Consider the following 24,833-nt stretch of genomic DNA (forward strand, 5'->3'; position numbering starts at 1 on the left):
GCGACGCTGTGCGCACGTTGAAATTGCTGCATAGCTTTGTCCTTCAATCGATTCCGATTTAAGGAATTGTGCCGTAGCTATTGGATGACGCCGCAGGAAAGTCTTTCGCCGGCATCACCAGAAGGCTGGCTGCGATAATCATCCGAATTGGCGTGCACCATCAATGCGCGGCCGCGAATACCGTCGGTCTTGCCGTCAAGCGTGACCATGCTGTCGAAAATCTGTGCCCGCAGCACGCCGTCCTGCCCGACATATTGGTTGGGCATGTCGCCGGCGTGCGGACCCTTGGCGGCAAGAATGCCATGCTCCGCCTTCTCAGGATTGAAATGACCGCCCGCCGATTCGTGATGGGTCGCGGCGTCGCAGCGGCCGGTCTCATGAACATGGAAGGCCACCCATTTGTTCGCCGGCAGTCCCGATATCTCGACTTCGATCAGGACGCCGCCAGTGGCGGCAGCCGTCAGCTGTGCGCGACCGTCTTCCTTGCCGTCCTTGCCGACGAAATTGGCGACCGCCGTCTGCTTGTCCTGAGCGCCTGCCGGCAATGCAACCGCAAGCAGGCTCAGGGCGGCGATAATGCGCATGGCTTCCATGGAGATCTCCTTCCGTCCAGTTGTCCTTCTGAACGTGTCAAACCGGAAGGTGTTCCTGATCCCGAGCGTCGCGTGTCCGACAGGACGCGCTAGGGACGCTCTACGACTTTAAATTGGCGCATAATCCTTTCGGAAAATCATTCCTATTTTCGGCGTTATCCGCACAAATATCGGACGAGAAAAGCCGGCCAAACGGCCGGCTTGCAGATTACCCGAATTGAGACGCCGGTCGTCAGGCGACAGCGTTGAAGTCGAACTGGCCGTAAGTGTTGCGGTAGAGATCGTCGGACTGATCGCCGGTCGCCGGCGCGGTCTGCTGCAACGGATAGGAAACCGCGATGCTGCTTGCCGCGCCACTGTTGCGCGTGTCCATCATCAGCGCGATGAGGCTGCCGGAAAATTTCGGCTGCGTGTCGCCGCTCGTGTCGTCTTCCAGGAGTTCCTTGATGATGCCGGGCTTCTCATCGGCGGCGCGTTCGCCGCGGCTGAGGACGCCATCGCCATTGGCATCGAGACGCGAAAGCGTCGCCAGATATGCATATGAGGTGTCTGAAACGGATGTGGTGCTGGTCATACAAACCTCCATTCACCGCCTTTTGCCGGTGGTGTTTGTACGCAATACGAACGTGGAAAATCAGTGTTGACTCGGTGGTTAAACTGATTTGCGCAGTGCGTCAATAAGTTGTTAACTTCTCATTAACGATGATTGACAAGAGTTAACGGAATGCGCCGAGGCCAACCTTCCGCCTGCGTCAGACAACGGGCTCTACCGGTATTTCAGCGATTTTTCACATAGAAAACAAACGTCTAACAAACTGCCATCGCTGCTGCACTGCAACCGAATATTAATCCAGCCCATCCAGAATGGGCGTTGCAAGGCACCACCTTGACGTTCGGCTTATAAAAAATCAATTTTATGTTCACTTTAGAAAGGTTTTCCGAAGCGATGAGGTACGTTCATCAGTTGAAGACGATCATTGCCGTCGCAGCCGTCCCACTGGACGCGCCCACATGAAAGCTGAAGCGCTCTTCTGGCAGCAATGCAGCCAGGCCGTCACGGCCGATGGATCGGTCGATGCGCAGCGTCTGATGGAGCTGGTGATCGCGACCTACCGCGTCCACGAAAGCGACTATGGCGAAATCGAGCGAAGCGCTGAAACATTGTTGAGGGAGAACCATAGGCTGAGAGGCAATATTTCAGCCCTCAGCCAGGCGTTCGACGGACAGAAAAAACTCTTCGAAATCATCCTCAACAACCTGCCGCTTGGTCTCAGCGTCTTCGACGCCGACCAGCGGTTGACGCTTTCCAACATCCGCTTCCGTCAGCTCTTCGACCTAACGGATGAAGATGTCATTGCTGGCGCGACAATCGCCGATCTCACGGCCAAAATGCGCGGCACGGAGAGCGCCAGCGCCAAGCCCGGCCGGCGGACCGGGCGACATTCCTCCGCAAACGCAAGAAGCAGAGGTATCCGTCGGCGCGAATGGTTGATGGATGATGGCCGCATCATCCAGAGCATGGTGACTATCCTTTCCGACGGCAGCAACATTTCCATTCATGCCGATATCACCGAGGATCGAAGGGCGGCCGAGCGCATCACCTATCTCGCCCACCACGACCCGCTGACCGGCCTTCCGAACCGCATCCATTTCCGCGAGCAGGTCGATGCGACGCTCACAGAACGCAAGCCCGATGAGCAGATCGCCCTCGTCCATCTCAATCTCGACCGGTTCAAATCGATCAACAACACGATGGGCGTGTCAGTCGGCGACAAGATCCTACAGCAAGTCGCAGAGCGCATCCGAGCCTCGGCCGGTTCGGAAAACACCCTGGCGCGCCTCGGCTCGGACGAATTCGCCATCCTGCAGACGGGCAAGCAGCAGCCGTGGAACGTGACGGCGCTTGCCGAGCAGATCCGTCGTGAGCTTTCCGAACCATTCTTCCACGGCGAGAAACAGGTGGAGCTCAGCGTCTCCATGGGCATCGCAATCGCCCCTGAGGATGGTGAGGAAACCGATATTCTGCTGAAAAATGCCGGCGTGGCGCTGTCGCATGCCAAGGCGGACGGGCGCAAACGCGAGCGCTTCTTCGCCAGTGAGATGGAAGCGCAGATGCAGCTGCGCCACGCGCTGGAGGCAGACCTCAGAGCAGCCGTCGAGAACGAGGAATTCGAGCTGCATTACCAGCCGCTTTATGACCTCTCGCAGCGGCGCATCTGCGGCTTCGAAGCTTTGATCCGCTGGAACCATCCGGTCCGAGGCCGCGTTCCACCGATGGATTTCATTCCGCTTGCCGAAGAGGTCGGCCTCGTCGTCGATATCGGCCGTTGGGTTTTGCGCCGGGCCTGCAACGATGCAGCGTTATGGCCGGAAGGCATCAAGGTCGCCGTCAACGTTTCGGCAATCCAGTTCAGCAGCAGCGACCTGACGCGCGATGTCAGCGAGGCGCTTGCCGCCGCCGCGCTGTCGCCGTCGCGGCTCGAACTCGAAATCACCGAGAGCGTGCTGATGGAAAATCTGAGCGAAGTGCTGCCGATCCTGCATGCGCTGAAGGAGCGCGGCATCCGAATCTCGATGGACGATTTCGGAACCGGCTATTCCTCGTTGAGCTACCTCTCGAGCTTCCCCTTCGACAAGATCAAGATCGATAAATCCTTCGTCAACGACATCGTCGACAACAAGGAAGCGCATGCGATCATGCACGCGATAATCCTGCTCGGCGATGCGCTTGGCATGCGCGTCACCGTCGAAGGCGTCGAGACGGCCGAGCAGCTGGCGTTGCTCGAATGCGAGGAATGCGACGAGATCCAGGGCTATCACATCAGCCCGCCGCGACCGGCGCGTGACGTGCCCTATCTTCTCTCCCTGCCGCCGAAGAACGGCGGCGTGACGCGTCTCCCCAAAGCCAAGCGCTGAGATCACCCTCGATTGCGACTCGTACGGCAAGCCGTTAGAACAGGATGATTTTAGGCCGACCTGGCCTAAAATCTGAATCCTGTTCTACAATATATAGTTAGAGCATGATGTCGCCCGAAAACCGCTCACACTTTTCGGCATCATGCTCTAGAAAATCGACTGCGATTCCGAGATCTGGTTGTCGCATTCTCTTACCGTCCGCATCCACTTCCGCGCCGATGCTCTATCGGCGGAAAACGATTTTCCTCATGACAGGTGGCGCTATGTTCGCGGCTGAAGCCTTCTCCCCACACGAAACGCTTGCCGCGGCGCTGATTGCGCATGCGGCCGACGGCGACGACGGCTCGCACGACCTTGCCCATATCCTGCGCGTCTTCAGGAATGCCATGCGCATCCATGCGGGAGAAGGCGGCGACGGGCGGGTTCTTGCCGCTTCCGTGCTGCTGCACGACTGCGTCGCCGTCGAGAAGGATTCGCCGCTGCGGGCAAAAGCATCGGATTTGGCGGCGGAGAAAGCATCGGCGATCCTGGCAGAACTCGGCTGGAGGGGCGCGGATATCGAAGCCGCAGCCCACGCAATCACCGCGCACAGCTTCTCGGCCGGGGTGGTGCCGCAGACGCTGGAGGCGAAGATCCTGCAGGATGCCGACCGGCTGGACGCGATCGGCACGATCGGCGTCGCCCGCTGCTTCTATATCGCCGGGCGACTGGGATCCGGGCTCTACGATCCGTTCGACCCGGCGGCGGCAGACCGTCCGCTCGATGACAAGCGTTATGCCATTGACCATTTCCAGACGAAGCTGTTCAAACTGGCGGAAGGATTCCAGACCGAGACCGGCCGCAGGCTGGCGGCCGCGCGTGACAAAAGCCTGCGCGATTTTCTCTCGGAATTCATGGACGAAATCTAGGAGAACGGCATGCGTGTCAGCGACCTCTTCATCTATCCGCTCAAGAGCGCCCGCGGCATTGCGCTGCCGGCCACCGACATCGACGCCTACGGGCTTCCCGGCGACCGGCGGGCGATGGTCACCGATGCGCAGGGGCACTTCATCACCCAGCGCGAGTTGCTCGACCTCGCACGTATCGAGGTGCGACCGGAAGCGAAGGCCTTTCGGCTGCTGATGCAGGGAAAACCTGACATATCGGTCCAGCCGCCTCAGCCTGAGACCCGCATGGATGTGACCGTGTGGAAATCTGCCGTCAGCGCCGCCGTCGCCGATCCGGAGAGCAACCGGCAGCTTTCCGAATGGCTTGGCCGCGAGGTGCGCTTGGTCTTCTTCGACGGGCAGGCGCGGCGGACGGCGAATGCCGAATGGGCCGGCGAAGCCACGCCCGTCACCTTTACCGACGGCTACCAGATCCTGGTGACGACGACCGGCTCGCTGAAGGCATTGAATGCCGATCTCGCCGCCCATGGCGAGGGCAGCGTCGGCATGGAACGCTTCCGTCCGAACATCGTCATCGAAACCGACGAGGCCTGGGCGGAGGACCGCTGGGCGGCGATCGAGATCGCCGGCATCCGCTTCGATCTCGTCAAACCCTGCTCCCGCTGCATCATGACGACGCAGGACCAACTGACCGGATCCCGCGAGGGACCAAACCCGATGCCGGCCATGGGCCGCATCCGCATGTCGGCCGACCGGCGTGTGCCCGGCCCGCTCTTCGGCTGGAACGTTACGCCGCGCGGCAGCGGCAGGATCACGATCGGTGACATCGTCCGCATCGTTGAAGAGAAGCCGGAAGGCTGGGCGCTCAAGCGTCGCGCCGCAGCGTAGCCTTTTCAGACGCGATCGAGCGCGGCATCGATCTCCGCCATGACATCGGTCGGCAGCGGTCCCTTTTCCAGCGCGCCGGCATTTTCCTCCACCTGGGCAACGGTGCGGAACCCCGGAATGGGAAGGGTGCGCGGCGAGCGTGCCCAAAGCCAGGCAAGCGCGCCCTGCGTCAGCGTGCGGCCGCCTGAGGTCAAGAGATCGCGAACGGCATCGAGCCGTGCGGCGAATTCCGGGGCCATGCGCCCGTCCTTGAAATAGACCATCCAGTCAAGGGCCGCCCCACGGACATCTTTGGCGCCCACCGCCTTGTCGGCGGTGAACTTGCCGGTCAGCAGCCCCATCGCCAGCGGACCGCGATTGATGGAGATCAGCCCCTTCCCCTCGATCACCGCAATCATCTCCGGCACCGGTTCGAAAACGTTCATCGTATGCTGGATCGAGACGTAGCCCTGGCGGCCGACATGACGGGCGGCGCGATCGGGAAAATCGGTGCTCCAGCCGAACGCATCGATCTTGCCTTCGGCGCGCAGCGCTTCCAGCGTATCGAAGACGGCATCCGATTGTTCCAGCGGAAAATCATTGAGGTGGAACTGCAGGAGATCGAGGCGATCGCGCTTGAGACGGCGCAGCGAGGTCTCGACCGAATGGCGGATGAAGGCCTCATCGGCGAAGGCACCGGTTGCCTGCTTGGTTTCCGAATCGGTGGCGAAGCCGAACTTGGTGGCGATGACGATATCGTCGCGATTGCCGATCGCCCGGCCGAGCACCTCCTCCGAGTGGCCGGCTCCGTAATTCGAGGCCGTGTCGAAGAAACGGATGCCGAGTTCGATGGCGCGGTTGATCGCCTGCACGGATTCATCGTCGTCGACATCGCCCCAGCCGAGCGGCGTGTCGCCGGCGAAGAAGGGACCGCCGATCGCCCAGCATCCCATGCCGAGGCGCGGAATTTCGCGGCCGTTCCAGAGCGTGATCGTCGTCGGTGATGCGGTCTTGGTCAGCATGAGGTCCTCCTTGATTGGCAATCCTCTGAAGACATAGGAAGCGCTCACGGGTGGGTAAACCGCCAAATCCGGAGGATGTTTTGCACCCGTAAAAAACGGGGTCAGGCGGAAATACCATTCGGGCCGGAAAGCGTCCGCAAGGCTGGATTAAGCGCCTTGAGCGCGGCCTGAACGAAGCCCTCGCGGGCAGCTGCCGCCTCGATGCCGCGCGGCTCGTAGACATGACGATGCAGAAAGAACCCTGTCAGACGGAAGGCGGCTGCGAGACTATCGAAATCGGCGGCGTGATTGCCCTCGATGCTGAGGAACGGCGGCAGAAGCAGCATCTTGTCCGCCCAGGGAGCACCAGCGGCACGGCTGACGGCGCGGCCGGATTTCGGCGAGACATAGACGAGATTGGAACGGGCGCCGGTGGCGGCGCATTCGGCAAGATCGAGGCCGAAGCCGAGGTCGTTCAGCACCGCAAGCTCGAAGCGCACGAAGAGTTCACCGGCATCGGCCGGGTTGTGCAGGTGATCGAGGATGACCTCCAGCGCATCGAAGAGGTGCGGATGCGGGTCACGCTCCGGCAGCAGCCGCAGCAGCGCGCCCATCGCCTGGACGCCGTAGACAGCAGTGGCCGTTTCCATCAGTCGGGCAGCGCGCAGCGTCACCGGCTCGACGCGGAATTCGCCCAGATGCTCGTCAAGCCGGGCACGCCAGATGACCTCCACCGCATTGCCCGCTTGCAGCACCGGCTGCATGGCGCGCGAGCGGCCGGAGCGCACCAGGCCGAGATGGCGGCCGCGATCACGCGTCATTACCTCAGCGATGACGCTGGTCTCGCCGTGGCGCTTGACGCCCAGGATGATCGCATGGTCCTGCCACTGCATCGAAAGAAGTCCTTACGGCTGACGAATCATCCTACTGCATAATTCAACGCGTTACAGCGTCCTTTGCGCGTTTGAAAAAACGCGCTGCAATGCAAGGTCTGGCTTCCGTCATGGACCGCGTCAGGCGACAGCCGGGAAAAGCCTCTGCAGGAATTCCCGCATCGCCGTTTCGTCGAAAGGCTTCACCAGAAGCGGTATGTTCTGCAGATCGGGCGGGAAATCGCCGGTATCGGAATAGCCGCTGACGAAGCCGAAGGGGATGCCGATATCGAGAAGATGGCGGGCAAATCCGAAGCTCATCCCCTCGCCGAGATTGACGTCGAGAAGGGCGAAATCATATGTCTCCGCAGCAATGGCAGCCCTCGCCTGTTCGACGCTGCCGACGATATCGATGCTCTCGACGCCGGCCAGGCGGAGAATATCCTCCGCCTCCATCGCGATGATCAAACTGTCTTCAAGAACCAGAACACGGATTGCGCTCATGATTCGATGCCCCTCGTCGGGCGCCTGTCGCAGCACCCCGGCCGTTTCGCCAACATCATTGCCCTCCGGTGCCCCGCATGGCACGCTATCGGTGAATTCCGCCAACTTTTCTGAATAAACCATTTTTCTGCCCGGTCGATAAGAATCAAAATCGGAGGAAGATGACGGCCGACCTTATTTTCCTTGCTGCTAATCTGCATTTAAAAAAGACATAACGAAGCTGCTTGGCTGAAGCATGTCGCGCAAAACTGTGCAGTGGTTTTGCGCTGACGACATGCGTAAAACAAAGACCTAAAATGCGAGGAGCGAATCTGAAAGATCGCGACGCGCTTTAGATGAACGGGCGTTTGCCCTCTCCGAGCCCTTCCCAGCCTGATATCGCCATCAATTCCTCGCCATTCAGCACCTCGCAGCCGCGCTCCTGCCAGCGGATCAACCCACGTTCGCTGAGCTTTTTCAAGGTCTTGTTGGTGTGAACGATGGAAAGGCCGAGCGTGTCGGCAATATGCTGCTGGGTGATGGGGATGAATTTGCGGCCGTTGAAGATATTGAGCTTCCGACCGCGCTCGAACAGGAAAGCGATCAGGTAGGCTGCTCTTTCCAGCGCCGTGCGGCGGCCTATACTCAAGAGATGCTCATCCAGGATGCGCTCCTCGCGCGCGGCGATCCAAGTGATGTCGAAGGCGAGCGAGGCGTGCTGGTTGTAGAGCGTCATCAGCCTGTCACGCTCGAAGACACAAAGGGACACGGGCGAAAGCGCTTCAACGGAATGCTGCATCTCACCGGCAATCGTTCCCTGCAGTCCGACCAGGTCGCCCGGCATGATATAATTCAGAATCTGGCGGCGTCCGTCCTCCAGCATCTTGTAGCGGAAGCCCCAGCCAGCGAGCACCGTGAAGAGATGAGCGCTATGTGCGCCCTCGACGAGGATGGTGGAGCCGGCATCGACGGCAAGCTCACCCCTCTTGAAGCTCGAGACGAATTCCAGCTCGTCACGGCTGAATTCCCTGAAATGTGGCAAGGGCCGCAAAGGACATTGCTCGCAAGGGGTCTTGAAAGAATTGATGGGTCTCGACGTCGCCATACTTGCCCTTGCCGTCGCAAAATCGGCGCGCCAACATTGGCGCGCCGTCCATCAATGAATGCGCGAGCCACGGATTTGTTCCGTGAGCGATGCGAGTTCTTTATGCGAAAACAAAGGGCTGGCGCCAACCCGACGAAATCCTTGCCATGTTTATTTCGGGAAATCGAGCCCCATTTCGCGGAACCGCTCAGGATCATCACCCCAATTCTCGCGAACCTTGACGAATAGGAAGAGATGGACCGGCTGTTCGAGGATCTCCGACAATTCCTTGCGGGAAGCAGTCGAGATCGCCTTGATGGTTTCACCACCCTTGCCGAGCGCGATCTTCTTCTGGCTATCGCGCTCGAGATAGATCACCTGCTCGATCCGCACCGAGCCGTCCTTGCGCTCTTCCCACTTCTCCGTCTCGACATGCGAGGCATAGGGAAGCTCCTGGTGCAGGCGCAGAAACAGCTTCTCGCGGGTGATCTCGGCAGCGAGCTGGCGCATCGGCAGATCGGAGATCTGGTCTTCTGGATAGTACCACGGCCCCTCCGGGAGCGTTTTCGCCAGATAGTCCATGAGGTCGTCGCAGCCGGAGCCGTTTTCGGCGGAGATCATGAAGGTGCGATCGAAAGCGATCTTCTCGTTGGCGCTCGCGGCCAGCGCCAGCAGATCCTCGCGGTTGACGCGGTCGATCTTGTTGAGCAGCAGTATCTTCGGCTGCCGGACTTCCTTGAGGCCTTCGAGGATGGCCTCGGCATCGCCGCGCAGGCCGCGCTCGCTATCGATCAGAAGCACGATCAGATCGGCATCCCTCGCACCGCCCCAGGCCGAGGTCACCATGGCTCGGTCAAGCCGGCGGCGCGGCTTGAAGATACCAGGCGTATCCATGAAGACGATCTGGGCATTGTCGTGGATGGCGATACCGCGGACGATGGCCCGCGTCGTCTGCACCTTATGGCTGACGATCGAGACCTTGGCGCCGACGAGGCGGTTGACCAGCGTCGACTTGCCGGCATTGGTCGGCCCGATCAGCGCGACAAAGCCCGAATGCGTCGGACCATTGGTTTCTGCAGCAGCTTCGGCCGCGATATCTTCTTCTTGTGTCATTGTCCCGTCAGTTTCCGGCAGGCGATTGCTGCCAAATGCCTTCGCGCTCGAGCATCTTCGTTGCCGCCACCTGTTCGGCGGCACGCTTCGACCGCTCTACGCCGGTTTCGGGCTTAATGCCAGCAACTTCCACCGTCACCTTGAAGCGCGGATCATGATCCGGTCCGCTGCGTTCATCAACCCGGTAGATCGGCGTGACGCCGAATTTCGCGTGCGACCATTCCTGCAGCTCGGTCTTGGCGTCGCGCTTGGCGCCATCTGCCCGCACCGCCCTGCCCTGCCAGTAACGCAGAATGAACCGGCGGGCGACTTCGAGGCCGCCGTCGAGATAGATCGCGGCGATCAGGCTTTCGACGACGTCAGCGCGCACATTCATCATGCGCTTGCCGGTGAGTTTCTTCACATCGGCGCCGGTGCGGATATAGAGGTGAAGATTGAGTTCGTCGGCGACCGCAGCACAGGTTTCGGCGCTGACGAGCTGGTTGAGGCGAACCGAGAGCTCGCCTTCTCCCGCCGTGCCGAAGGTGCGAAACAGAAGCTCGGCGATGCAGAGCCCGAGGACCCTGTCGCCGAGGAATTCCAGCCGTTCATAATTGCCGCCCTTTTCGGTGCGGGCGCTGGCATGGGTCAGCGCGCGATCCAGGCGTTCCTTTTCAGCGAAGTCATGACCGATCAGGCCTTCAAGCTTTGCGCGGTCCACCGCAGAAAGCGTCTGCGCCTTACTCATTCAACAACCTTGAAGAGGCGGTCCCAACGCATGTTCGTCGGCCACTTCCAGATTTCGCGGAAGGAGGTGTCGTTGCCGAGCGAGAAGAAGATGACGCTGGCACGGCCGACAAGATTTTCGGCAGGCACGAAGCCGACGTCGAAGCGGCTGTCGAGCGAGTTGTCGCGATTGTCGCCCATCATGAAATAATGGCCTTCCGGCACGATGAATTCACGGGTGTTATCACCACGCGACACCGGAGACTGATCAAGCGTGTCGTAGGACTTGCCGTCGTCGAGTGTTTCGCGGAACACCGGCACGTCCTCGCCCGGGTCGAGCTTGTAATCCGAAGTGAACGCCCCGTCCGCCACCTTCGGAACCGGCTTGCCGTTGACGTAGAGCACGCCGTCGGTCACCTGGATGCGGTCGCCCGGCAGGCCGATGCAGCGCTTGATATAATCGATGTCGGGGTTCGGCGGGAAACGGAAGACGACGATGTCGCCACGCTTCGGATCGGCACCGAAGAGGCGGCCGCTGAATATATCGGGCGAGAAGGGCAGCGAATATTTCGAATAGCCGTAAGCGAACTTGTTGACGAAGATGTAGTCGCCGACAAGCAGCGTCGGCATCATCGAACCGGACGGAATGGTAAAGGGCTGGAACAGCACCGTTCGGATCACCATCGCCAAAATCAGCGCCTGGATGATGACTTTGATATTTTCCCACAGGGCGTTCGGCTTGGCTTCGACTTTTTCGGACACGCAGTCTTATTCCTTCAAGACGCCGCTGAGGCGCAATTCTTTCTGTCGTTCTCTCTAGCGGCTTCGGCCGGTTGCGGCAATGGCGACAACATCAAAAGCGACGAGAGGTCGCGTCGAACGCTTCCGAGGTCGCGTTCAACCGCTTCCGTGGTCGCGATCAACCGCTCCCGAGATCACGATCAACAGCTCCCGAGGTCGCGGTCAGAGGCTCTCGGGCAACGCCTCGATAATAACGAAGGCCTGCGCCAAGGGATAATCATCGGTTATTGTCAAATGAATGGCGGGCCTGTGCCCCGCGGGCAGCAACGATTCGAGGATCAGGGCGGCGGCGCCTGATAAGAGCATGGTCGGCTTGCCGCTCGGCAGGTTGACGACACCCATGTCCTTCCAGAAGACGCCCTGCGCTATGCCGGTACCGAGCGCCTTGGAACAGGCCTCCTTGGCGGCAAAACGCTTGGCATAGGATGCGGCACGGTTTGCCCGCTTATCGGACCGCGCGCGCTCGATCTCGGTGAAGCAGCGATGGGTGAAGCGCTCGCCGAAGCGCTCGATGGATTTCTCGACGCGGCGAATGTCGATCAGATCGCTGCCAATGCCGATGATCATGCCGGAACCTTCCGTCGCTTAAGAATTCTTGATCGGGTTCATATGCTCGGCATGTCGCCGGCCGGAACGGCAAGACGCAGGCGGGCCCGCTCCATCAGCCGTATATGGCGGCGCGTCTGAAAACCTCTGACGGTGTAGAACGTCAGCGCATAGAGCGCAACGGAGGTGACGATCGCCGGCGGAATGGCACCGACCAGCATCGGCTCCAGCACCGGCTTCCATAGCTCAGTGAAGTTCAGCTTGTGGAAAAGGGCGGCGAGATCCACCGTCTGACCGGCCAGTTGATCCTCGCGGCTCAACAGCAGATGCCCGATCTCCCACGTGATGCCCCAGATAAAGGGATAGGTCAGCGGATTGCCGAAGGCGGCGCAGCCGAGGGCGGCGGCCACCATGCTGCCGGAAAGGAAATAGGTGATGACGAAAGCCATGACGAAATGCACGCCAATGAAAGGCGTCCACGAGACGAAGACACCCGCAGCGACGCCGGCGGCAACCGCATGCGGCGAAGCGCTCAGGCGCAGGACGCGCATTGTCAGGTAACGGATCGGGCGAAGGAAACCTTTGCGAGGCCATAAAAGCTCCCGCATCTTTTCCTTGAATCCCGCAGGTTTGCGACGGCGAAACAACATGGCCGGTATTTAGTGCAGCGCACACCACCATGACAAGAGCGGCAAATGATACCGCTCGAAAAACCGCCCCTCAGTTCTCTTTGCGAAAAGGAGCTTCTTCATGCCGAGGGGCGTCCGTTATGCATAACGTCCCTCACTTACCTCAAGTATAAAGTCCAGTATCAGCGATTGCGGAACAGACCGCGGTCGACCTGGCGCTGACGAAACTCGAGATCGATACGATCGAGCGAGCCATTCAAATATGCCATTTCACGTTCCTGCGTGGTCGGAGCGCGAAAGGCGCGAGCGAATTTCTTGATAGGGTCAAACATTACCTTGTCTCATCTTCTGTTTATGTTTCGATGACCAGAAGATAGGCCTTGCAAAGGTTAATTACCACCGCCGCAACATGGATACAGCCATGCACTCAACGCATCGCTCGCCTTTTTAATGCGCCGTTTCGACCCCAAAACGATCATAAAATGTGCAATCTTTCGCTCGAATTCCTGAGCGGCTTAACAAAAACTTACTCGTAGAGGCGCCGGATCGTGGCGATGCAATCCAGTTCCTTCATCTGGGCGAGCAGCTGGTTGAGCTGACGCAGGTCCCAGACCTCGACCTCGAGCATCATTTCGGTGAAATCGGCCGCGACCCGCACCGTGTTCAGCAAGCGAATATTGACGTCGAGGCCTGCGACCGTCTGGGCGACCTTGGCGAGCGTGCCGGGTTCATTCAACCCATTCACCATGATACGCGCCATGAAACGCGACTTGTTGGCTTCGTCGAGATCCCAGCGCACGTCGATCCAACGATCGGGCTGATCGTCGAAACGCTGCAGGCTCGGCGACTGGATCGGATAGATGGTGATGCCGTTGCCCTGGTCCATGATGCCGACGATGCGATCGCCGGGCACGGCGCCGGTCGGCGCGAACTTGACGTCGACATTGCCGGACAGGCCGCGAATCGGGCCGATATCGGCCTCAGTGTCGATTTCCGAATGGCCTCCCTCGTGCCCTGCCTTGGTCTTGCCCGGGATCTTGAAGATCATGCCGGCGGCGCTGCGGACGTTGAACCAGCCGTCATCGCCGGAGGGCTTCACGGTGACCCGCTCATCCTGATGATCGGGATAGACGGCGCGCAGCACGTCGAGCGAGGACATCTCGCCGCGGCCGACGGCGGCGATCGCATCCTCGACATCCTTCTGGCCGAGACGGTGCAGCGCCGGCTTCATCGCTTCGCGCGAGAAGATCTTGCCGGCCCTGTTGAAGGTGCGCTCGAGAATGCGGTGGCCGAGACCGGCATATTGCTTGCGGATCGCCATGCGGGTGGCGCGGCGGATGGCGGCGCGCGCCTTGCCGGTCACGACGATCTCCTCCCAGGCGGCCGGCGGAACCTGCACGCCGGAGCGGATGATCTCGACTTCGTCGCCATTTGCAAGCCGCGTCACCAGCGGCATGATGCGGCCGTTGATCTTGGCGCCAACCGTGGTGTCGCCGATATTGGTGTGCACCGCATAGGCGAAATCGATCGGGGTGGCGCCACGCGGCAGGGCAATCAGCTTGCCCTTCGGCGTGAAGCAGAAGACCTGGTCCTGGAAGAGCTCGAGCTTGGTGTGTTCGAGGAATTCTTCCGGGCTGTCGCCCTCGGCGAGCGCCTCAATCGTATGACGCAGCCAGGAATAGGCATTGGATTCACGAGAAAGGATGTCGCCATCGGCATTGGTGGCGCCGTCCTTATAGAGCGTGTGGGCGGCGATGCCGAATTCGGCGATTTCGTGCATGCGCTTGGTGCGGATCTGCAGTTCGATGCGCTGGCTAGAGGGGCCGACGATGGTGGTGTGCAGCGAACGGTAATCGTTCTGCTTCGGCGTCGAGATATAGTCCTTGAAGCGGCCGGGCACGACGCGCCAGCGCGTGTGGACGATGCCGAGCGCCCGGTAACAGGAGGGGATGTCCTCGACGATCAAGCGGAAGCCGTAGACATCGGAAAGCTGCTCGAAGGAAAGCGATTTCGACTGCATCTTGCGGAAGACCGAATAAGGCTTCTTCTGCCGGCCCTTGACGTAGGCGCTCGTCAGGCCGCTTGCGACCAAAAGGTCGCGCAGTTCGGCCTCGATCTTTTTGACGATGCCTTCGTTGCGCTTCGAAAGCTCTTCCAGCCTTTTGGTGACGGTCTCGTAGGCTTCCGGGTTCATATGCCGGAAGGAGAGTTCCTCGAGTTCCTCGCGCATGTCCTGCATGCCCATGCGGCCGGCGAGCGGCGCATAGATTTCCATCGTCTCCTCGGAAATGCGGGCGCGCTTGTCGGCCGACATGTGATCGAGGGTGCGCATATTGTGCAGGCGATCGGCAAGCTTGACGAGCAGCACGCGCACATCGTCGGAAATGGCCAGCAGCAGCTTGCGCAGGTTTTCTGCCTGCTTGGCCTTCTTGGTGACAAGGTCGAGCTTCTTGATCTTGGTCAGACCCTCGACCAGGCGGCCGATATCCTCGCCGAAGAGTTCGTCGATCTCGGCGCGCGTCGCCGTCGTATCCTCGATCGTATCGTGCAGAAGGGCAACCGCGATGGTCGATTCATCGAGGTGCATGTCGGTGAGAATGGCGGCGACCTCGAGCGGATGGGAAATATAGGGATCGCCGCTCGCGCGCTTTTGCTGGCCATGCTTCTGCATGGCGTAAACATAGGCTTTGTTCAGCAGTGCTTCATTGGCATCGGGCTTGTATTGCTGAACCCGCTCCACGAGCTCGTACTGCCGCATCATTCCAAAGCCACTCCGATAAAAATAAAAGCGCGCCAATCAACGATTGGCGCACACATGGGCAATAATATGCCTAAGCAATAAAGGTGCAAGATTGACGATTGGTAATCGTCGCTCTTTTGCATCGCATGCAGCTTTTTCCGGATCGCATCTGACCGATGCGACAGGGGATCGGCCAGCGCGCTTAGTAGTCGTCGCTCTTTTCCGGCGGCACGAGGCCTTCGATGCCGGCAAGCAGCTCTTCTTCCGACATCTGGTCGAAAGTGATCGTCTCCGGCACGTCGTCCTGCTCTTCGCTATCGGCTGCGGCGACACCGCCGGCGGCGATCATGCTTGCCGGATCGGGCTCGGGCTCGTCGACTTCGACATGCTTCTGCAGCGAATGGATCAGATCTTCCTTGAGGTCATCGGGCGAAAGCGTCTCATCGGCAATTTCGCGGAGCGCCACCACAGGATTCTTGTCATTATCGCGATCAATGGTGATCGAGGCACCCTGGGAAATCAGCCGGGCGCGGTGGCTGGCGAGCAGAACCAGCTCGAAGCGGTTCTCCACCTTGTCGATGCAATCTTCAACTGTGACACGGGCCATTGCCTGTCCTTTACGGTCGTCATTTCGGGATCAACACGCCCGATACAATTAAAACCGGGCAAATACAAGTTTTTCATTCCGGCTCCCCTCGTCTTTATCCGCGGCTGAGCTAGATTTCCATGGAGAATGTCATAATTCCACCGAAGGTTGCTTGGAATATGTCGAATCGTGCCCTAAATCTTTCATATATGAATAATTCATAAAGTAAGGATCAGATCGAAATCGAAACACAAGCTATTGTTTTTATTGAAGTTTGGCCCATGCGGATTTCGATTGCTCTCATTGGATTGGTAAGCGATGTTTGACCCACGCGAAAAAATTGCACTCTTCATTGACGGCGCCAACCTCTACGCTGCATCCAAGAGCCTCGGCTTTGACATTGATTACCGCAAGCTATTGAAAGCATTCCAGAAACGCGGATATCTGCTGCGCGCGTACTATTATACCGCTCTGATCGAAGATCAGGAATATTCGTCGATCCGGCCGCTGATCGACTGGCTCGACTACAACGGCTACAAAGTCGTCACCAAGCCCGCCAAGGAATTCACAGATTCCATGGGCCGCCGAAAGATCAAAGGCAACATGGACATCGAGCTTGCCATCGACGCCATGGAACAGTCCGAAACGGTCGATCATCTCGTCATCTTCTCGGGCGACGGCGATTTCACGAACCTGGTCGAGGCGTTGCAGCGCAGAGGCCGCAAGGTCTCGGTAATCTCGACCATGGCGACCCAGCCGCCGATGATCGCCGACGACCTGCGCCGGCAGGCCGATCATTTCATCGATCTCTTGTCTCTGAAGGCTGAAATCGGTCGCGACCCCTCCGAGCGGGCGCCACGCCCGGCCGAAGTCGCCCCGGCCAGCGATTTCGAGGACTGACCTCTCGCTGTAACAATTTGAATTATGCAGAGGCGCGGCGGCCAGCTCCTCGCGTGGCCACGCCTTTACACGGACGAGACGCGACAACGGCCGATTGTAGTGTGATCGGCCCCAGCGTGGTCAACCATGAGCCTTCAGCAGGCGGCTCTTCTGCCGGTTCCAATCGCGCTCCTTCTCGGATTCACGCTTGTCGTGCAATTTCTTACCCTTGGCGAGCGCCAGTTCCATCTTTGCCCGACCGCGATCGTTGAAATAGATCTTCAGCGGGATCAGCGTCATGCCTTCTCGGTTGATCGCAGAGCGCAGGCGATGGATTTCACGGCCCGACAGCAGCAGCTTGCGGCGCCGGCGCGGTTCGTGATTGAAGCGGTTGGCCTGCAAATATTCCGGCAGGTAGGAATTGATCAGCCAGATCTCGCCGCCCTCATCCGAGGCGTAGGATTCGGCGATGTTGGCCTTGCCTTCACGCAGCGACTTGACCTCCGTGCCCATCAGCACGATGCCAGCCTCGTAAGTATCGATGATCTCGTAGTTGAAGCGGGCCTTGCGGTTTTCGGCCACGACCTTGTTCACCACGCGTTGGCTGCCTTTGGGGGCCATGACGACATTCCAATTTCTTTTTGGGGCGCGAAAAGCCGCGCCCTCATTTCTTGCCCTTATGTAAGGGAGAGACCCCGTCTTGTGAAGAAGGCCCGTCTCGTCAGTTCAGCAGGCCTGCATGGCGCATGGCGGCGTCGATCGCCGATTCCGTTGCCGGCTCCAGCGTCGAAAGCAGCGGCGAGCGAACGTTGCGGCTCATCCGGCCAAGTCTGGAGAGCCCGTATTTGGCGCCGCAAAGACCCGGCTCAAGGAAGATCGCCTTGTGCAGCGGCATCAGCCGATCCTGATATTCCAGGGCGCGGGCATAGTCGCCTGCCAGCGTTGCCGCCTGGAAGTCGGCGCAAAGGCGCGGGGCGACATTGGCCGTGACCGAAATACAGCCGACACCGCCATGGGCGTTGAAGCCAAGCGCCGTCGCATCCTCGCCGGATAACTGCCTGAAATCCGTGCCGCAGCTGATGCGCTGTTCGGAGACGCGCTCGATCTTGCCCGTCGCATCCTTGACGCCGACGATATTCCTGTGCGCCTTGGCGAGCGCACCCATCGTTTCCGGTGTCATGTCGACCACCGAGCGGCCGGGAATATTGTAGATATAGATCGGCAGATCGACGGCCTCGGCGATCGCCGAAAAATGCGCGATCAAACCCTTCTGCGTCGGCTTGTTGTAATAGGGCGTGACGACCAGAACGGCGTTCGCACCGACCTTTTCGGCGTGCTGGGCAAGCTCGATCGCCTCACGCGTATTGTTCGAGCCAGCGCCGGCCATGACGGGAACGCGTTTTGCAGCAACCTCGATGCAGAGTTCCACCACCCGTTTGTGCTCGGCATGCGACAGCGTCGGGGATTCGCCGGTCGTGCCGACCGGAACGAGACCACCGCTGCCTTCCTTGATCTGCCAGTCGACATGAGCGGCGAAGCTGTCTTCGTCGATCAGTCCGGCATCCGTGAAGGGGGTGACGAGGGCGGGAATGGACCCATTGAACATGCAAAGCTCCTCACGACCAAATCCTTGCTTCGGCCGCATTCCATGAATATGAGTTGCGCACCATAAAGCGCCGAAATCATCGCGACAAGCGCGCAGAGTTCGGTTTAGGGCAAATTCCGATAGCAGATGTGAATGAATTTTACCTGGTACGGTAAGGTTTCGTTAAGATGCCTCTAGCCAAATGGCAGGGCGTGTTTTCGTTGCGAGATCCCGGATGAAGAAAGCTGTCTTGATTCTGTCCGCCTTCGGCTTCATTGCCGCCGCGTGGAGCAGTGTTGCGTCGCCGCTTCCCGGCGAGAGCACTGCCACGCCTGCCGTCAAGCCGCTCGGCTTCATTCCCGAAACAGCCATACCGGAATCGATCACGACAGGCGCCATTCCGCGCAATCCGACCATCGCGCCCGTCAACGGCGACCTGAAAGCCGGCCTCAACGCGCTTTCCGACAAGGACCCGCAGCTGGCACTTTCGATCCGCAACGGCATGCGCGACGGGACGCTCGACCGCCATATCCTCACCTGGGCGATCGCCGTTTCCGGATTGAAGGGTGTTCCTTCTTATGAAATCGCCAGCGCCGCGCAAGAGCTCAAGGGCTGGCCGGGTCTTTCACGGCTGCGCGCCTATTCCGAACGCGCGATCTATGACGAGAATCCCGCCCCTTCCGCCGTCCTCGCCGCTTTCGGCGATACCGCGCCCGAGACGATGCAGGGCGCCGTCATCCTCGGCCGGGCGCTGGTAGCGTCAGGCAAGCAGCCGCAGGCGGCAAAATATATCCGCAAGGTCTGGCGCGGAGAGGCTCTCGACAAGGCGACCGAGGACAAGATTCTCATCGAGTTTTCCGCGCTGTTGACACCTGCCGACCATAAGGCGCGGATGGACTATCTGATGTATCGCGGCCGGGTGGCGCAGGCCAAGCGCTTCGGAGACATGGGCCAGGCGCAGTCGCTCTACACGGCCTGGGCTGCCGTCGACGCCAAAGCCGGCAATGCCGGCGCGCTGCTCAACGCCGTCGATGCGAAATGGCGCGGCGATGCCGGCCTGCTGTTTGCGCGGATCGAATATCTGCGCAAGCAGGACAAGTATGCCGAGGCGGCAGCACTTCTGCAGCAGATGCCACCCGAGCGTAGCGAACTCGTCAATTCCGGCGAATGGTGGAACGAGCAGCGCATCATCAGCCGTGGTCTCGTCGACCAGGGACAGTTCAAGCCTGCCTATCGCATCGTCGCAAACTACGCCGCAACGAGCCCGACGGATATCGTCGAGGCTGAATTCCATGCCGGATGGTACGCGCTTCGCGGCCTGCAGGACCCGGCAACGGCGGAAAGACATTTCCGCAAAATCCTCCAGACATCAAACGGACCGATCTCGGTTTCACGCGCCTGGTATTGGCTGGGACGAGCAGCGGAGGCCGGAGGCCCCGGCAAATCCAGCGAATTCTATGCGAAGGCCGCGAATTTTCCGGGCACCTTCTATGGACAGCTCGCGGCCGAAAGGCTGGGGCGAAAGACGCTTAATGTCACCTATCCCGCACCGAGCGCGGCCGACCGGCAACGCTTCCAGGCACGCGAAGCCGTGCAGGCGATCGCCCGGCTGGAAGCCGCCGGCCATGGATGGCGGGCCGCCATTCTCTATCTCGCGCTCGCCGATCAACTGCAAAGCCCCGGTGAATTGGCTGTCCTTGCGGCACGGGCCGAGCTGTCCGGCGATCATCACCTCTCGCTGCAGATCGGCAAGATCGCCTATGGACGCGGCATCGATGTCGCAGCGCTTGCCTTTCCGGTCGGCGTAATCCCGGCGAACGCCAATATAACAGGCTCCGGCAAGGCGCTTGCCTATGCCATCGCCCGGCAGGAAAGCGCCTTCAACCCGGCCGCCGTATCGGCGGCGAACGCGCGCGGCCTGCTGCAGCTTCTGCCGGGAACAGCCCAAGCGGTGGCCAAGCGCCACAACATCGCCTTTTCCAAGGACAAGCTGACGGCCGATGCCGGCTATAACGCGACACTCGGCGCCCATTATCTCGGCGAGCAGATCGACGCCTTCGGCGGCTCCTATATCCTCACCTTCATTGCCTATAATGCCGGACCGAAGCGAGTGCCGGAATGGATCGGCCGCTACGGCGATCCGCGCGGCAGGCCGATCGACGAGATCGTCGACTGGATCGAGCGCATCCCCTTCCCCGAAACGCGCAACTATGTGCAACGGGTGATGGAGAATTACGAGGTTTATAAAGCCCGTCTCGGCCAGCCCACCGATATCGAGCGCGACCTGATCGGCGGGCGCAGCGCCTCCTGAAGCCATTTGGCGCGGCTTGAAAAGCAAGCTACATCTTCGGGATCAGACAGGTCTCGAGGATGCGATGCCGGATATGGATGCAGGCGGTTTCCAGGAACGATTTTATACGTCTTCTGATGGGTTGAGGCTTTATGCCCGCGACTATCGACCCGATCAGGCGGCAACCGCCGGATGGCTGCCGGTGATCTGCCTGCCCGGCCTGACCCGCAATACGCGGGATTTTCATCCGCTTGCGCTGCTTCTCTCCCGGGACACAACAATGCCGCGCAGGGTGATTGCGCTCGATTCGCGCGGACGGGGAAACTCGGCATGGGATGAGAACAAGGCGAACTACAATCTCGCCATCGAGGCCGGCGACGTCCTTGCCGCCTGCGCAGCGTTCGGCATCGAGCGGGCGATCTTCATCGGCACGTCGCGGGGCGGGTTGATCGTGCATCTGATCGCGGCGACGCGGCCGGATCTTCTCGAAGCCGTCATCCTCAACGATATCGGGCCTGTGCTCGAGGCCGAGGGGCTAATGCTGATCCGCGATTACCTCAACAGCGGCAGGAAGCCGGCGAACTGGAACGAGGCGGCCGATATATTGAAGGAAAATCATGGCGCGTCGTTTGCCGCGCTTGCAGAGCAAGACTGGCGCGAGATGGCGCTTGCCCTTTATCGCGATATCGATGGAAGGCCGGTCGCCGACTTCGACCCGGCGATAGCAGAGGCACTGAAATCGATCGATTTCAGCCAGCCGTTGCCTGATCTCTGGGGGCAATTCGAAAGCCTGAGCCGGTTGCCGCTCATGCTGATCCGCGGTGAAAATACGTCGCTGCTTTCACAGGAAACCGCCGACGAAATGGCGCGGCGGCATTCGCGGCTGATCCTTCATGCTGCTGAAGGACAAGGGCACGCGCCCCTCCTGCATCTCGGCAATATCCCCACGACAATTCGAGCTTTTCTCCACACCTGCCGATAACCTCACGAAATTGGTCAGCTGGCACAATGGGCCATTCGTCCGAATCAAAAAGCCCGGCTCGAGAGCCGGGCTTTCCTGATTGACCGAAGTCAGATCAGATTAGAACGAACGCTGCAGGCGGAAGTAGCCAGCCGTCTGATCGTCATCATCTTCCGGATCGAGGTACTGAACCGAAGCCTTGGCGTAGAAGTTGTCGACGATCTGGTAATCAACCGTCAGACCGACCTTCCAGGCATCGCCGTCGCCGAAGTCGTCGCCAGCAACGTAGTAGTCGCTGTAGTACTGAACACCAGGAGTGATCTTGAGCTTGTCGGTTGCCTTGATAGCGTATTCGGCAGCGACAACCCATTCAGCCTTGGTGTAGTAGGAGCTCGGGCCGGTAGCGTATACGGCAGCGAGGCCGAGCGTACCAGGACCGATGTCAACCGTACCCATTGCGCGGACAGCGCCTTCTTCGTTGTCGACGTCGTAGCCGGCAGTGATCTGGTAGCTGAACGCACCAGCCTTGCCGCCGAGACCGACTGCAACACCAACGTTGTTCGGCTCTTCGTCCGTCTTGTAGAAGCCGTCTTCGAGTTCGTCGACGCTGATGCCAGCGTAGAAGGCATCGGTTTCGTACTGATAACGGATAGAGTTATGCAGCGTGACCGGCGAGCCGATGTCGTCGGTTTCGCCGGAGAGACCATCGTCCCACCAGCTGTAGAAGAGACCAGCGCGGAAGCCCGCGATGTCGAGGTAAGCGGAGTCGAGGATGGCTTCCTGCTCAGAGGAGTTGTCAGCATTGAACTGCATGACGATGACGCCGGTCAGCGGACCATACTCGGTGTCGCTCTTGGCCGTGAACTGAACCTGGCCACGAGTTCTTGCATCCCAATCGGAGTCGTTAGAAGCCGACTGATTGAGCGGCTGATCGCCAATATCAACCTGGAAACGGATGTAGCCTTCGATCTTGAGGCAGGTTTCGGTGCCCGGGATGTAGAAGTAGCCGGTGCCGTAAGCGTCGCAGACGCGAACATATTCAACCGGTTCCGGCTCGGCAGCAACGATAGCGTCAGCAGCCTGAGCACCGGAAACTACTGCGAGAGCAGCAGCGGAGCCGAGAAGAAGGCTCTTGATGTTCATAAATGACCTCCAATTCAAAGTTTCGATCGGGTTTGGGATCTTTCGCTGAGCAGCGTTCCCTGCCCCATCCCCGTGTTTCAAGAAGTGGACGATCAGTCGCCCTTGCTTCCGACATTGAAAATACAAGACGGAAGCCGTCACGCAATCACCAACTTACTCGGATGGGTGATTTGAGGGAGCCTTCCCGACATTCTGTTGCTGAAAGGACACAAGTCGGGCAGCCGCCCCCGATTTCCTTTATGCTTTGTTAAGAAAACCCTGATTTTGCGGAGGCTTAGGGGAGGCCAGCAAAGAATTGAACATGCGCTTTGCGACACATTCGTGACGCTTTTTCGTCAAAATGCGCTCTTGCGGGGGATTCATGATTGCCGGAAGCGTAACCCGACGTGCACCGATCCGCTTTCGCCCCCTGCTGGTGGCTTCAGCGCGGGAGGTGATTCCCGCAGGCGATTCTCTCGCTTGAGACAGAGAGATCGTTTCGTCGCCCGGCCTAGCCGACTAAACGAACATGAGTCCCTGCTAGAAACTAACGATCGACGCGTGTTCAGGAAATCGGGATGGCGGAGAAGATGGGATTCGAACCCACGATACGCTTTTGACGTATACTCCCTTAGCAGGGGAGCGCCTTCGACCACTCGGCCACCTCTCCGGTGCGGCCTAACTATGGTGACCGGTCTGTGAATGCAAGGGTTTTTTGAGTTTTCACCAGAAGAAATGCAGCGAGACAGCATTTCGGCTGGTTGCGAAAACAGACCTCACTCCTGCCGAGATCCGCCGAATTTGATCGCGCTTCGTTCTCTTCGATAAGGAAGCCGAGCTTTTGCCGCCCGGCGCCCGGCAGGATGGCGCGCCGGGCACGGCGTTCCCTTGCCACGATCGGTCCTGATCTCAGCCGAGCAGGCTCTTGAGGTCAGCAGAAGGGTCGGCGAGAATCGATTTGTCGGGATTGGTCCCGGATTCCAGCAGTTTTTTGCCGGTCACATAGGCCTTCGCGTCGTTGATCGCATCGACGGCGATCAGCCGGCCTTCCCTGAAGTACCAGACCGAATGGGCGCCTTCGCGGGCGCCGGGGCGCAGCAGCGTCTCGTCATAACCGAGATTGAAGCCGGCGATCTGCAGCTTGACGTCATACTGGTCGGACCAGAACCACGGCTTCGGATCATAAGGCTCGCTGCCGCCGGCGATGACGGCTGCCGCCGCTTCGGCCTGGTCGACGGCGTTCTGCACCGATTCGAGCCTGATGCGGCCGCCCTGCCAGGGAAGTGCGGCGCAATCGCCAGCCGCAAAGATCGCCGGATCGGAGGTGCGGGCAAATTCGTCGACGACAATGCCGTTGGTGACTTCGAGACCGGCTTCCTTGGCAAGCTGATCGTTCGGCGCGACGCCGATGCCGACGACGGCGAAATCGATGTCAATGACCGATCCGTCGGAAAGTGCGGCGCCGCTGACGCGGCCATCCTTGCCGATCAGGTGCTTGAGCCCGGTCTTTTCGCGGATCACCACGTCATGGCTTTCATGGATCCGGCGCATGATGTCGGCGGTTTCCTTCGCCGCGACGCGCTGCAGAATGCGGTCGGCCATCTCGATGACGGTCACTTCAAGGCCGCGATGGCGGGCAACGGCTGCCGCCTCAAGGCCGATGTAACCGCCGCCGATGATGAGGACGCGGCGACCGGGACGCATCTCGTCGGCGAGCAGATCGGCATCGCGCTTGTCACGGGCGACATAGACGCCGTCGAGATCGCCGCCGATCGCGGCCGGCAGCCGGCGCGGCGTCGAGCCGGTGGCCAGTGCCAGCGTGCCGTACTCGAGAACGGAGCCGTCCTGCAGCAGAACCTGCTTGCTGTCCGGCTTGATCTGCTCGGCCCAAGTCGAAAGGCGAAGGTCGACGTCATTGTCGCCATACCAGTGCTGGTCGCGAAACAGCAGGCGGTCGAAGCTCATTTCGCCGAGCAGGTATTTCTTCGAAAGCGGCGGGCGCTGATAGGGAGCGACGTCTTCGGCGCCGATGAGGGTGATCGGGCGCGTATCCTTCAACGCACGCAGCTTGGCCGCCAATGCGAAACCGGCCTGGCCCGCGCCGATGATCACCAGTCTATCCGTCACGATCTCACTCCCGAAACTGCGCCCGACACTCCGTCAGGCCTATCGC

At 59.9% G+C, this 24,833-nt stretch carries 24 protein-coding genes and 1 tRNA gene; 6 read left to right on the forward strand and 19 right to left on the reverse strand.

From position 1 onward, the window contains the following. Nucleotides 1-77 precede the first annotated feature (77 nt). Both G9X68_RS01610 and G9X68_RS01615 read right to left on the reverse strand, forming a co-directional pair. Nucleotides 78-593: a superoxide dismutase family protein gene (locus tag G9X68_RS01610; RefSeq protein WP_171601004.1), complete on the reverse strand. Its 516-nt coding sequence runs from the start codon at nucleotides 591-593 to the stop codon at nucleotides 78-80. Between the two features lie 232 nt (nucleotides 594-825). Continuing rightward, nucleotides 826-1,179, reverse strand: coding sequence for a hypothetical protein (locus G9X68_RS01615; protein WP_171601005.1), 354 nt, complete (start codon nucleotides 1,177-1,179; stop codon nucleotides 826-828). Between the two features lie 425 nt (nucleotides 1,180-1,604). Between G9X68_RS01615 and G9X68_RS01620 the strand changes: the two genes are divergently transcribed. The 3 genes from G9X68_RS01620 to G9X68_RS01630 all read left to right on the forward strand — a co-directional run bounded on the left by G9X68_RS01620 (nucleotide 1,605) and on the right by G9X68_RS01630 (nucleotide 5,284). Continuing rightward, on the forward strand, nucleotides 1,605-3,509 hold the full coding sequence (locus G9X68_RS01620) for a putative bifunctional diguanylate cyclase/phosphodiesterase (RefSeq protein WP_171601006.1): 1,905 nt from the start codon (nucleotides 1,605-1,607) through the stop codon (nucleotides 3,507-3,509). Nucleotides 3,510-3,757: 248 nt separating this feature from the next. Further along, the gene (locus G9X68_RS01625; protein WP_171601007.1) at nucleotides 3,758-4,417 is read left to right on the forward strand and encodes an HD domain-containing protein; all 660 of its coding nucleotides are present in this window, start codon (nucleotides 3,758-3,760) and stop codon (nucleotides 4,415-4,417) included. A gap of 9 nt (nucleotides 4,418-4,426) precedes the next feature. Further along, nucleotides 4,427-5,284 carry an MOSC domain-containing protein gene (locus G9X68_RS01630; RefSeq protein ID WP_171601008.1) on the forward strand — a complete coding sequence of 286 codons (858 nt, stop codon included), beginning with the start codon at nucleotides 4,427-4,429 and terminating at the stop codon, nucleotides 5,282-5,284. A 5-nt stretch (nucleotides 5,285-5,289) separates the two neighbouring features. On the opposite strand, the gene G9X68_RS01635 is transcribed toward G9X68_RS01630, so the two are convergent. The 12 genes from G9X68_RS01635 to rpoZ all read right to left on the reverse strand — a co-directional run bounded on the left by G9X68_RS01635 (nucleotide 5,290) and on the right by rpoZ (nucleotide 15,844). Beyond that, nucleotides 5,290-6,285, reverse strand: coding sequence for an aldo/keto reductase (locus tag G9X68_RS01635; protein WP_171601009.1), 996 nt, complete (start codon nucleotides 6,283-6,285; stop codon nucleotides 5,290-5,292). 101 nt (nucleotides 6,286-6,386) lie between these two features. After that, nucleotides 6,387-7,157 (reverse strand): DNA repair protein RecO, encoded by a 771-nt coding sequence (gene recO / locus G9X68_RS01640; protein ID WP_171601010.1) that lies wholly within the window; start codon nucleotides 7,155-7,157, stop codon nucleotides 6,387-6,389. Between the two features lie 120 nt (nucleotides 7,158-7,277). After that, nucleotides 7,278-7,763 carry a response regulator gene (locus G9X68_RS01645; protein ID WP_171601011.1) on the reverse strand — a complete coding sequence of 162 codons (486 nt, stop codon included), beginning with the start codon at nucleotides 7,761-7,763 and terminating at the stop codon, nucleotides 7,278-7,280. A gap of 208 nt (nucleotides 7,764-7,971) precedes the next feature. After that, entirely contained in the window at nucleotides 7,972-8,724 is a 753-nt protein-coding gene (locus G9X68_RS01650; protein WP_171601012.1) for a Crp/Fnr family transcriptional regulator, read from the reverse strand. A 150-nt stretch (nucleotides 8,725-8,874) separates the two neighbouring features. Then, nucleotides 8,875-9,816 (reverse strand): GTPase Era, encoded by a 942-nt coding sequence (gene era / locus G9X68_RS01655; RefSeq protein WP_171601013.1) that lies wholly within the window; start codon nucleotides 9,814-9,816, stop codon nucleotides 8,875-8,877. Nucleotides 9,817-9,823: 7 nt separating this feature from the next. Then, nucleotides 9,824-10,543, reverse strand: a complete 720-nt coding sequence (gene rnc, locus G9X68_RS01660; protein ID WP_171601014.1) for a ribonuclease III — start codon at nucleotides 10,541-10,543, stop codon at nucleotides 9,824-9,826. Beyond that, nucleotides 10,540-11,283, reverse strand: coding sequence for a signal peptidase I (gene lepB / locus G9X68_RS01665; RefSeq protein ID WP_003546939.1), 744 nt, complete (start codon nucleotides 11,281-11,283; stop codon nucleotides 10,540-10,542). The genes rnc and lepB overlap by 4 nt, the downstream gene beginning before the upstream one ends. Nucleotides 11,284-11,484: 201 nt before the next feature. After that, complete coding sequence (gene acpS, locus G9X68_RS01670; RefSeq protein ID WP_129418589.1) at nucleotides 11,485-11,889, reverse strand: holo-ACP synthase; 405 nt, start codon at nucleotides 11,887-11,889, stop codon at nucleotides 11,485-11,487. 38 nt (nucleotides 11,890-11,927) lie between these two features. Next, on the reverse strand, nucleotides 11,928-12,518 hold the full coding sequence (locus G9X68_RS01675; protein ID WP_171601015.1) for a DUF2062 domain-containing protein: 591 nt from the start codon (nucleotides 12,516-12,518) through the stop codon (nucleotides 11,928-11,930). 161 nt (nucleotides 12,519-12,679) lie between these two features. After that, on the reverse strand, nucleotides 12,680-12,829 hold the full coding sequence (locus G9X68_RS01680; protein ID WP_003558084.1) for a DUF3563 family protein: 150 nt from the start codon (nucleotides 12,827-12,829) through the stop codon (nucleotides 12,680-12,682). A gap of 194 nt (nucleotides 12,830-13,023) precedes the next feature. Next, nucleotides 13,024-15,258, reverse strand: a complete 2,235-nt coding sequence (locus tag G9X68_RS01685) for a RelA/SpoT family protein (RefSeq protein ID WP_168309750.1) — start codon at nucleotides 15,256-15,258, stop codon at nucleotides 13,024-13,026. Nucleotides 15,259-15,439: 181 nt separating this feature from the next. Further along, on the reverse strand, nucleotides 15,440-15,844 hold the full coding sequence (gene rpoZ, locus G9X68_RS01690; protein WP_003558080.1) for a DNA-directed RNA polymerase subunit omega: 405 nt from the start codon (nucleotides 15,842-15,844) through the stop codon (nucleotides 15,440-15,442). 297 nt (nucleotides 15,845-16,141) lie between these two features. On the opposite strand from rpoZ, the gene G9X68_RS01695 reads away from it, so the two are divergent. Next, complete coding sequence (locus G9X68_RS01695; RefSeq protein WP_003546927.1) at nucleotides 16,142-16,723, forward strand: LabA-like NYN domain-containing protein; 582 nt, start codon at nucleotides 16,142-16,144, stop codon at nucleotides 16,721-16,723. Nucleotides 16,724-16,843: 120 nt separating this feature from the next. Here the strand turns inward: G9X68_RS01695 and smpB are convergent, their stop codons facing one another. Then, nucleotides 16,844-17,323 (reverse strand): SsrA-binding protein SmpB, encoded by a 480-nt coding sequence (gene smpB, locus G9X68_RS01700; protein WP_003546925.1) that lies wholly within the window; start codon nucleotides 17,321-17,323, stop codon nucleotides 16,844-16,846. 100 nt (nucleotides 17,324-17,423) lie between these two features. Further along, nucleotides 17,424-18,308: a 4-hydroxy-tetrahydrodipicolinate synthase gene (dapA, locus tag G9X68_RS01705; protein WP_171601016.1), complete on the reverse strand. Its 885-nt coding sequence runs from the start codon at nucleotides 18,306-18,308 to the stop codon at nucleotides 17,424-17,426. 214 nt (nucleotides 18,309-18,522) lie between these two features. Between dapA and G9X68_RS01710 the strand changes: the two genes are divergently transcribed. Both G9X68_RS01710 and G9X68_RS01715 read left to right on the forward strand, forming a co-directional pair. Beyond that, nucleotides 18,523-20,598 (forward strand): lytic transglycosylase domain-containing protein, encoded by a 2,076-nt coding sequence (locus tag G9X68_RS01710; RefSeq protein ID WP_171601017.1) that lies wholly within the window; start codon nucleotides 18,523-18,525, stop codon nucleotides 20,596-20,598. Nucleotides 20,599-20,662: 64 nt separating this feature from the next. Then, a complete protein-coding gene (locus G9X68_RS01715) occupies nucleotides 20,663-21,559 on the forward strand; it encodes an alpha/beta fold hydrolase (RefSeq protein WP_171601018.1) in 897 nt (298 codons plus the stop codon). A gap of 99 nt (nucleotides 21,560-21,658) precedes the next feature. On the opposite strand, the gene G9X68_RS01720 is transcribed toward G9X68_RS01715, so the two are convergent. The 3 genes from G9X68_RS01720 to G9X68_RS01730 form a co-directional block, all read right to left on the reverse strand. Then, nucleotides 21,659-22,681 (reverse strand): porin, encoded by a 1,023-nt coding sequence (locus G9X68_RS01720; RefSeq protein ID WP_171601019.1) that lies wholly within the window; start codon nucleotides 22,679-22,681, stop codon nucleotides 21,659-21,661. Between the two features lie 558 nt (nucleotides 22,682-23,239). Further along, nucleotides 23,240-23,330, reverse strand: a tRNA-Ser gene (locus G9X68_RS01725). 239 nt (nucleotides 23,331-23,569) lie between these two features. After that, entirely contained in the window at nucleotides 23,570-24,787 is a 1,218-nt protein-coding gene (locus G9X68_RS01730; RefSeq protein ID WP_171601020.1) for an FAD-dependent oxidoreductase, read from the reverse strand. Between the last annotated feature and the right edge of the window lie 46 nt (nucleotides 24,788-24,833).

It is taken from the genome of Rhizobium changzhiense (genome assembly GCF_013087625.1).
Classification (GTDB): domain Bacteria; phylum Pseudomonadota; class Alphaproteobacteria; order Rhizobiales; family Rhizobiaceae; genus Rhizobium; species Rhizobium sophorae.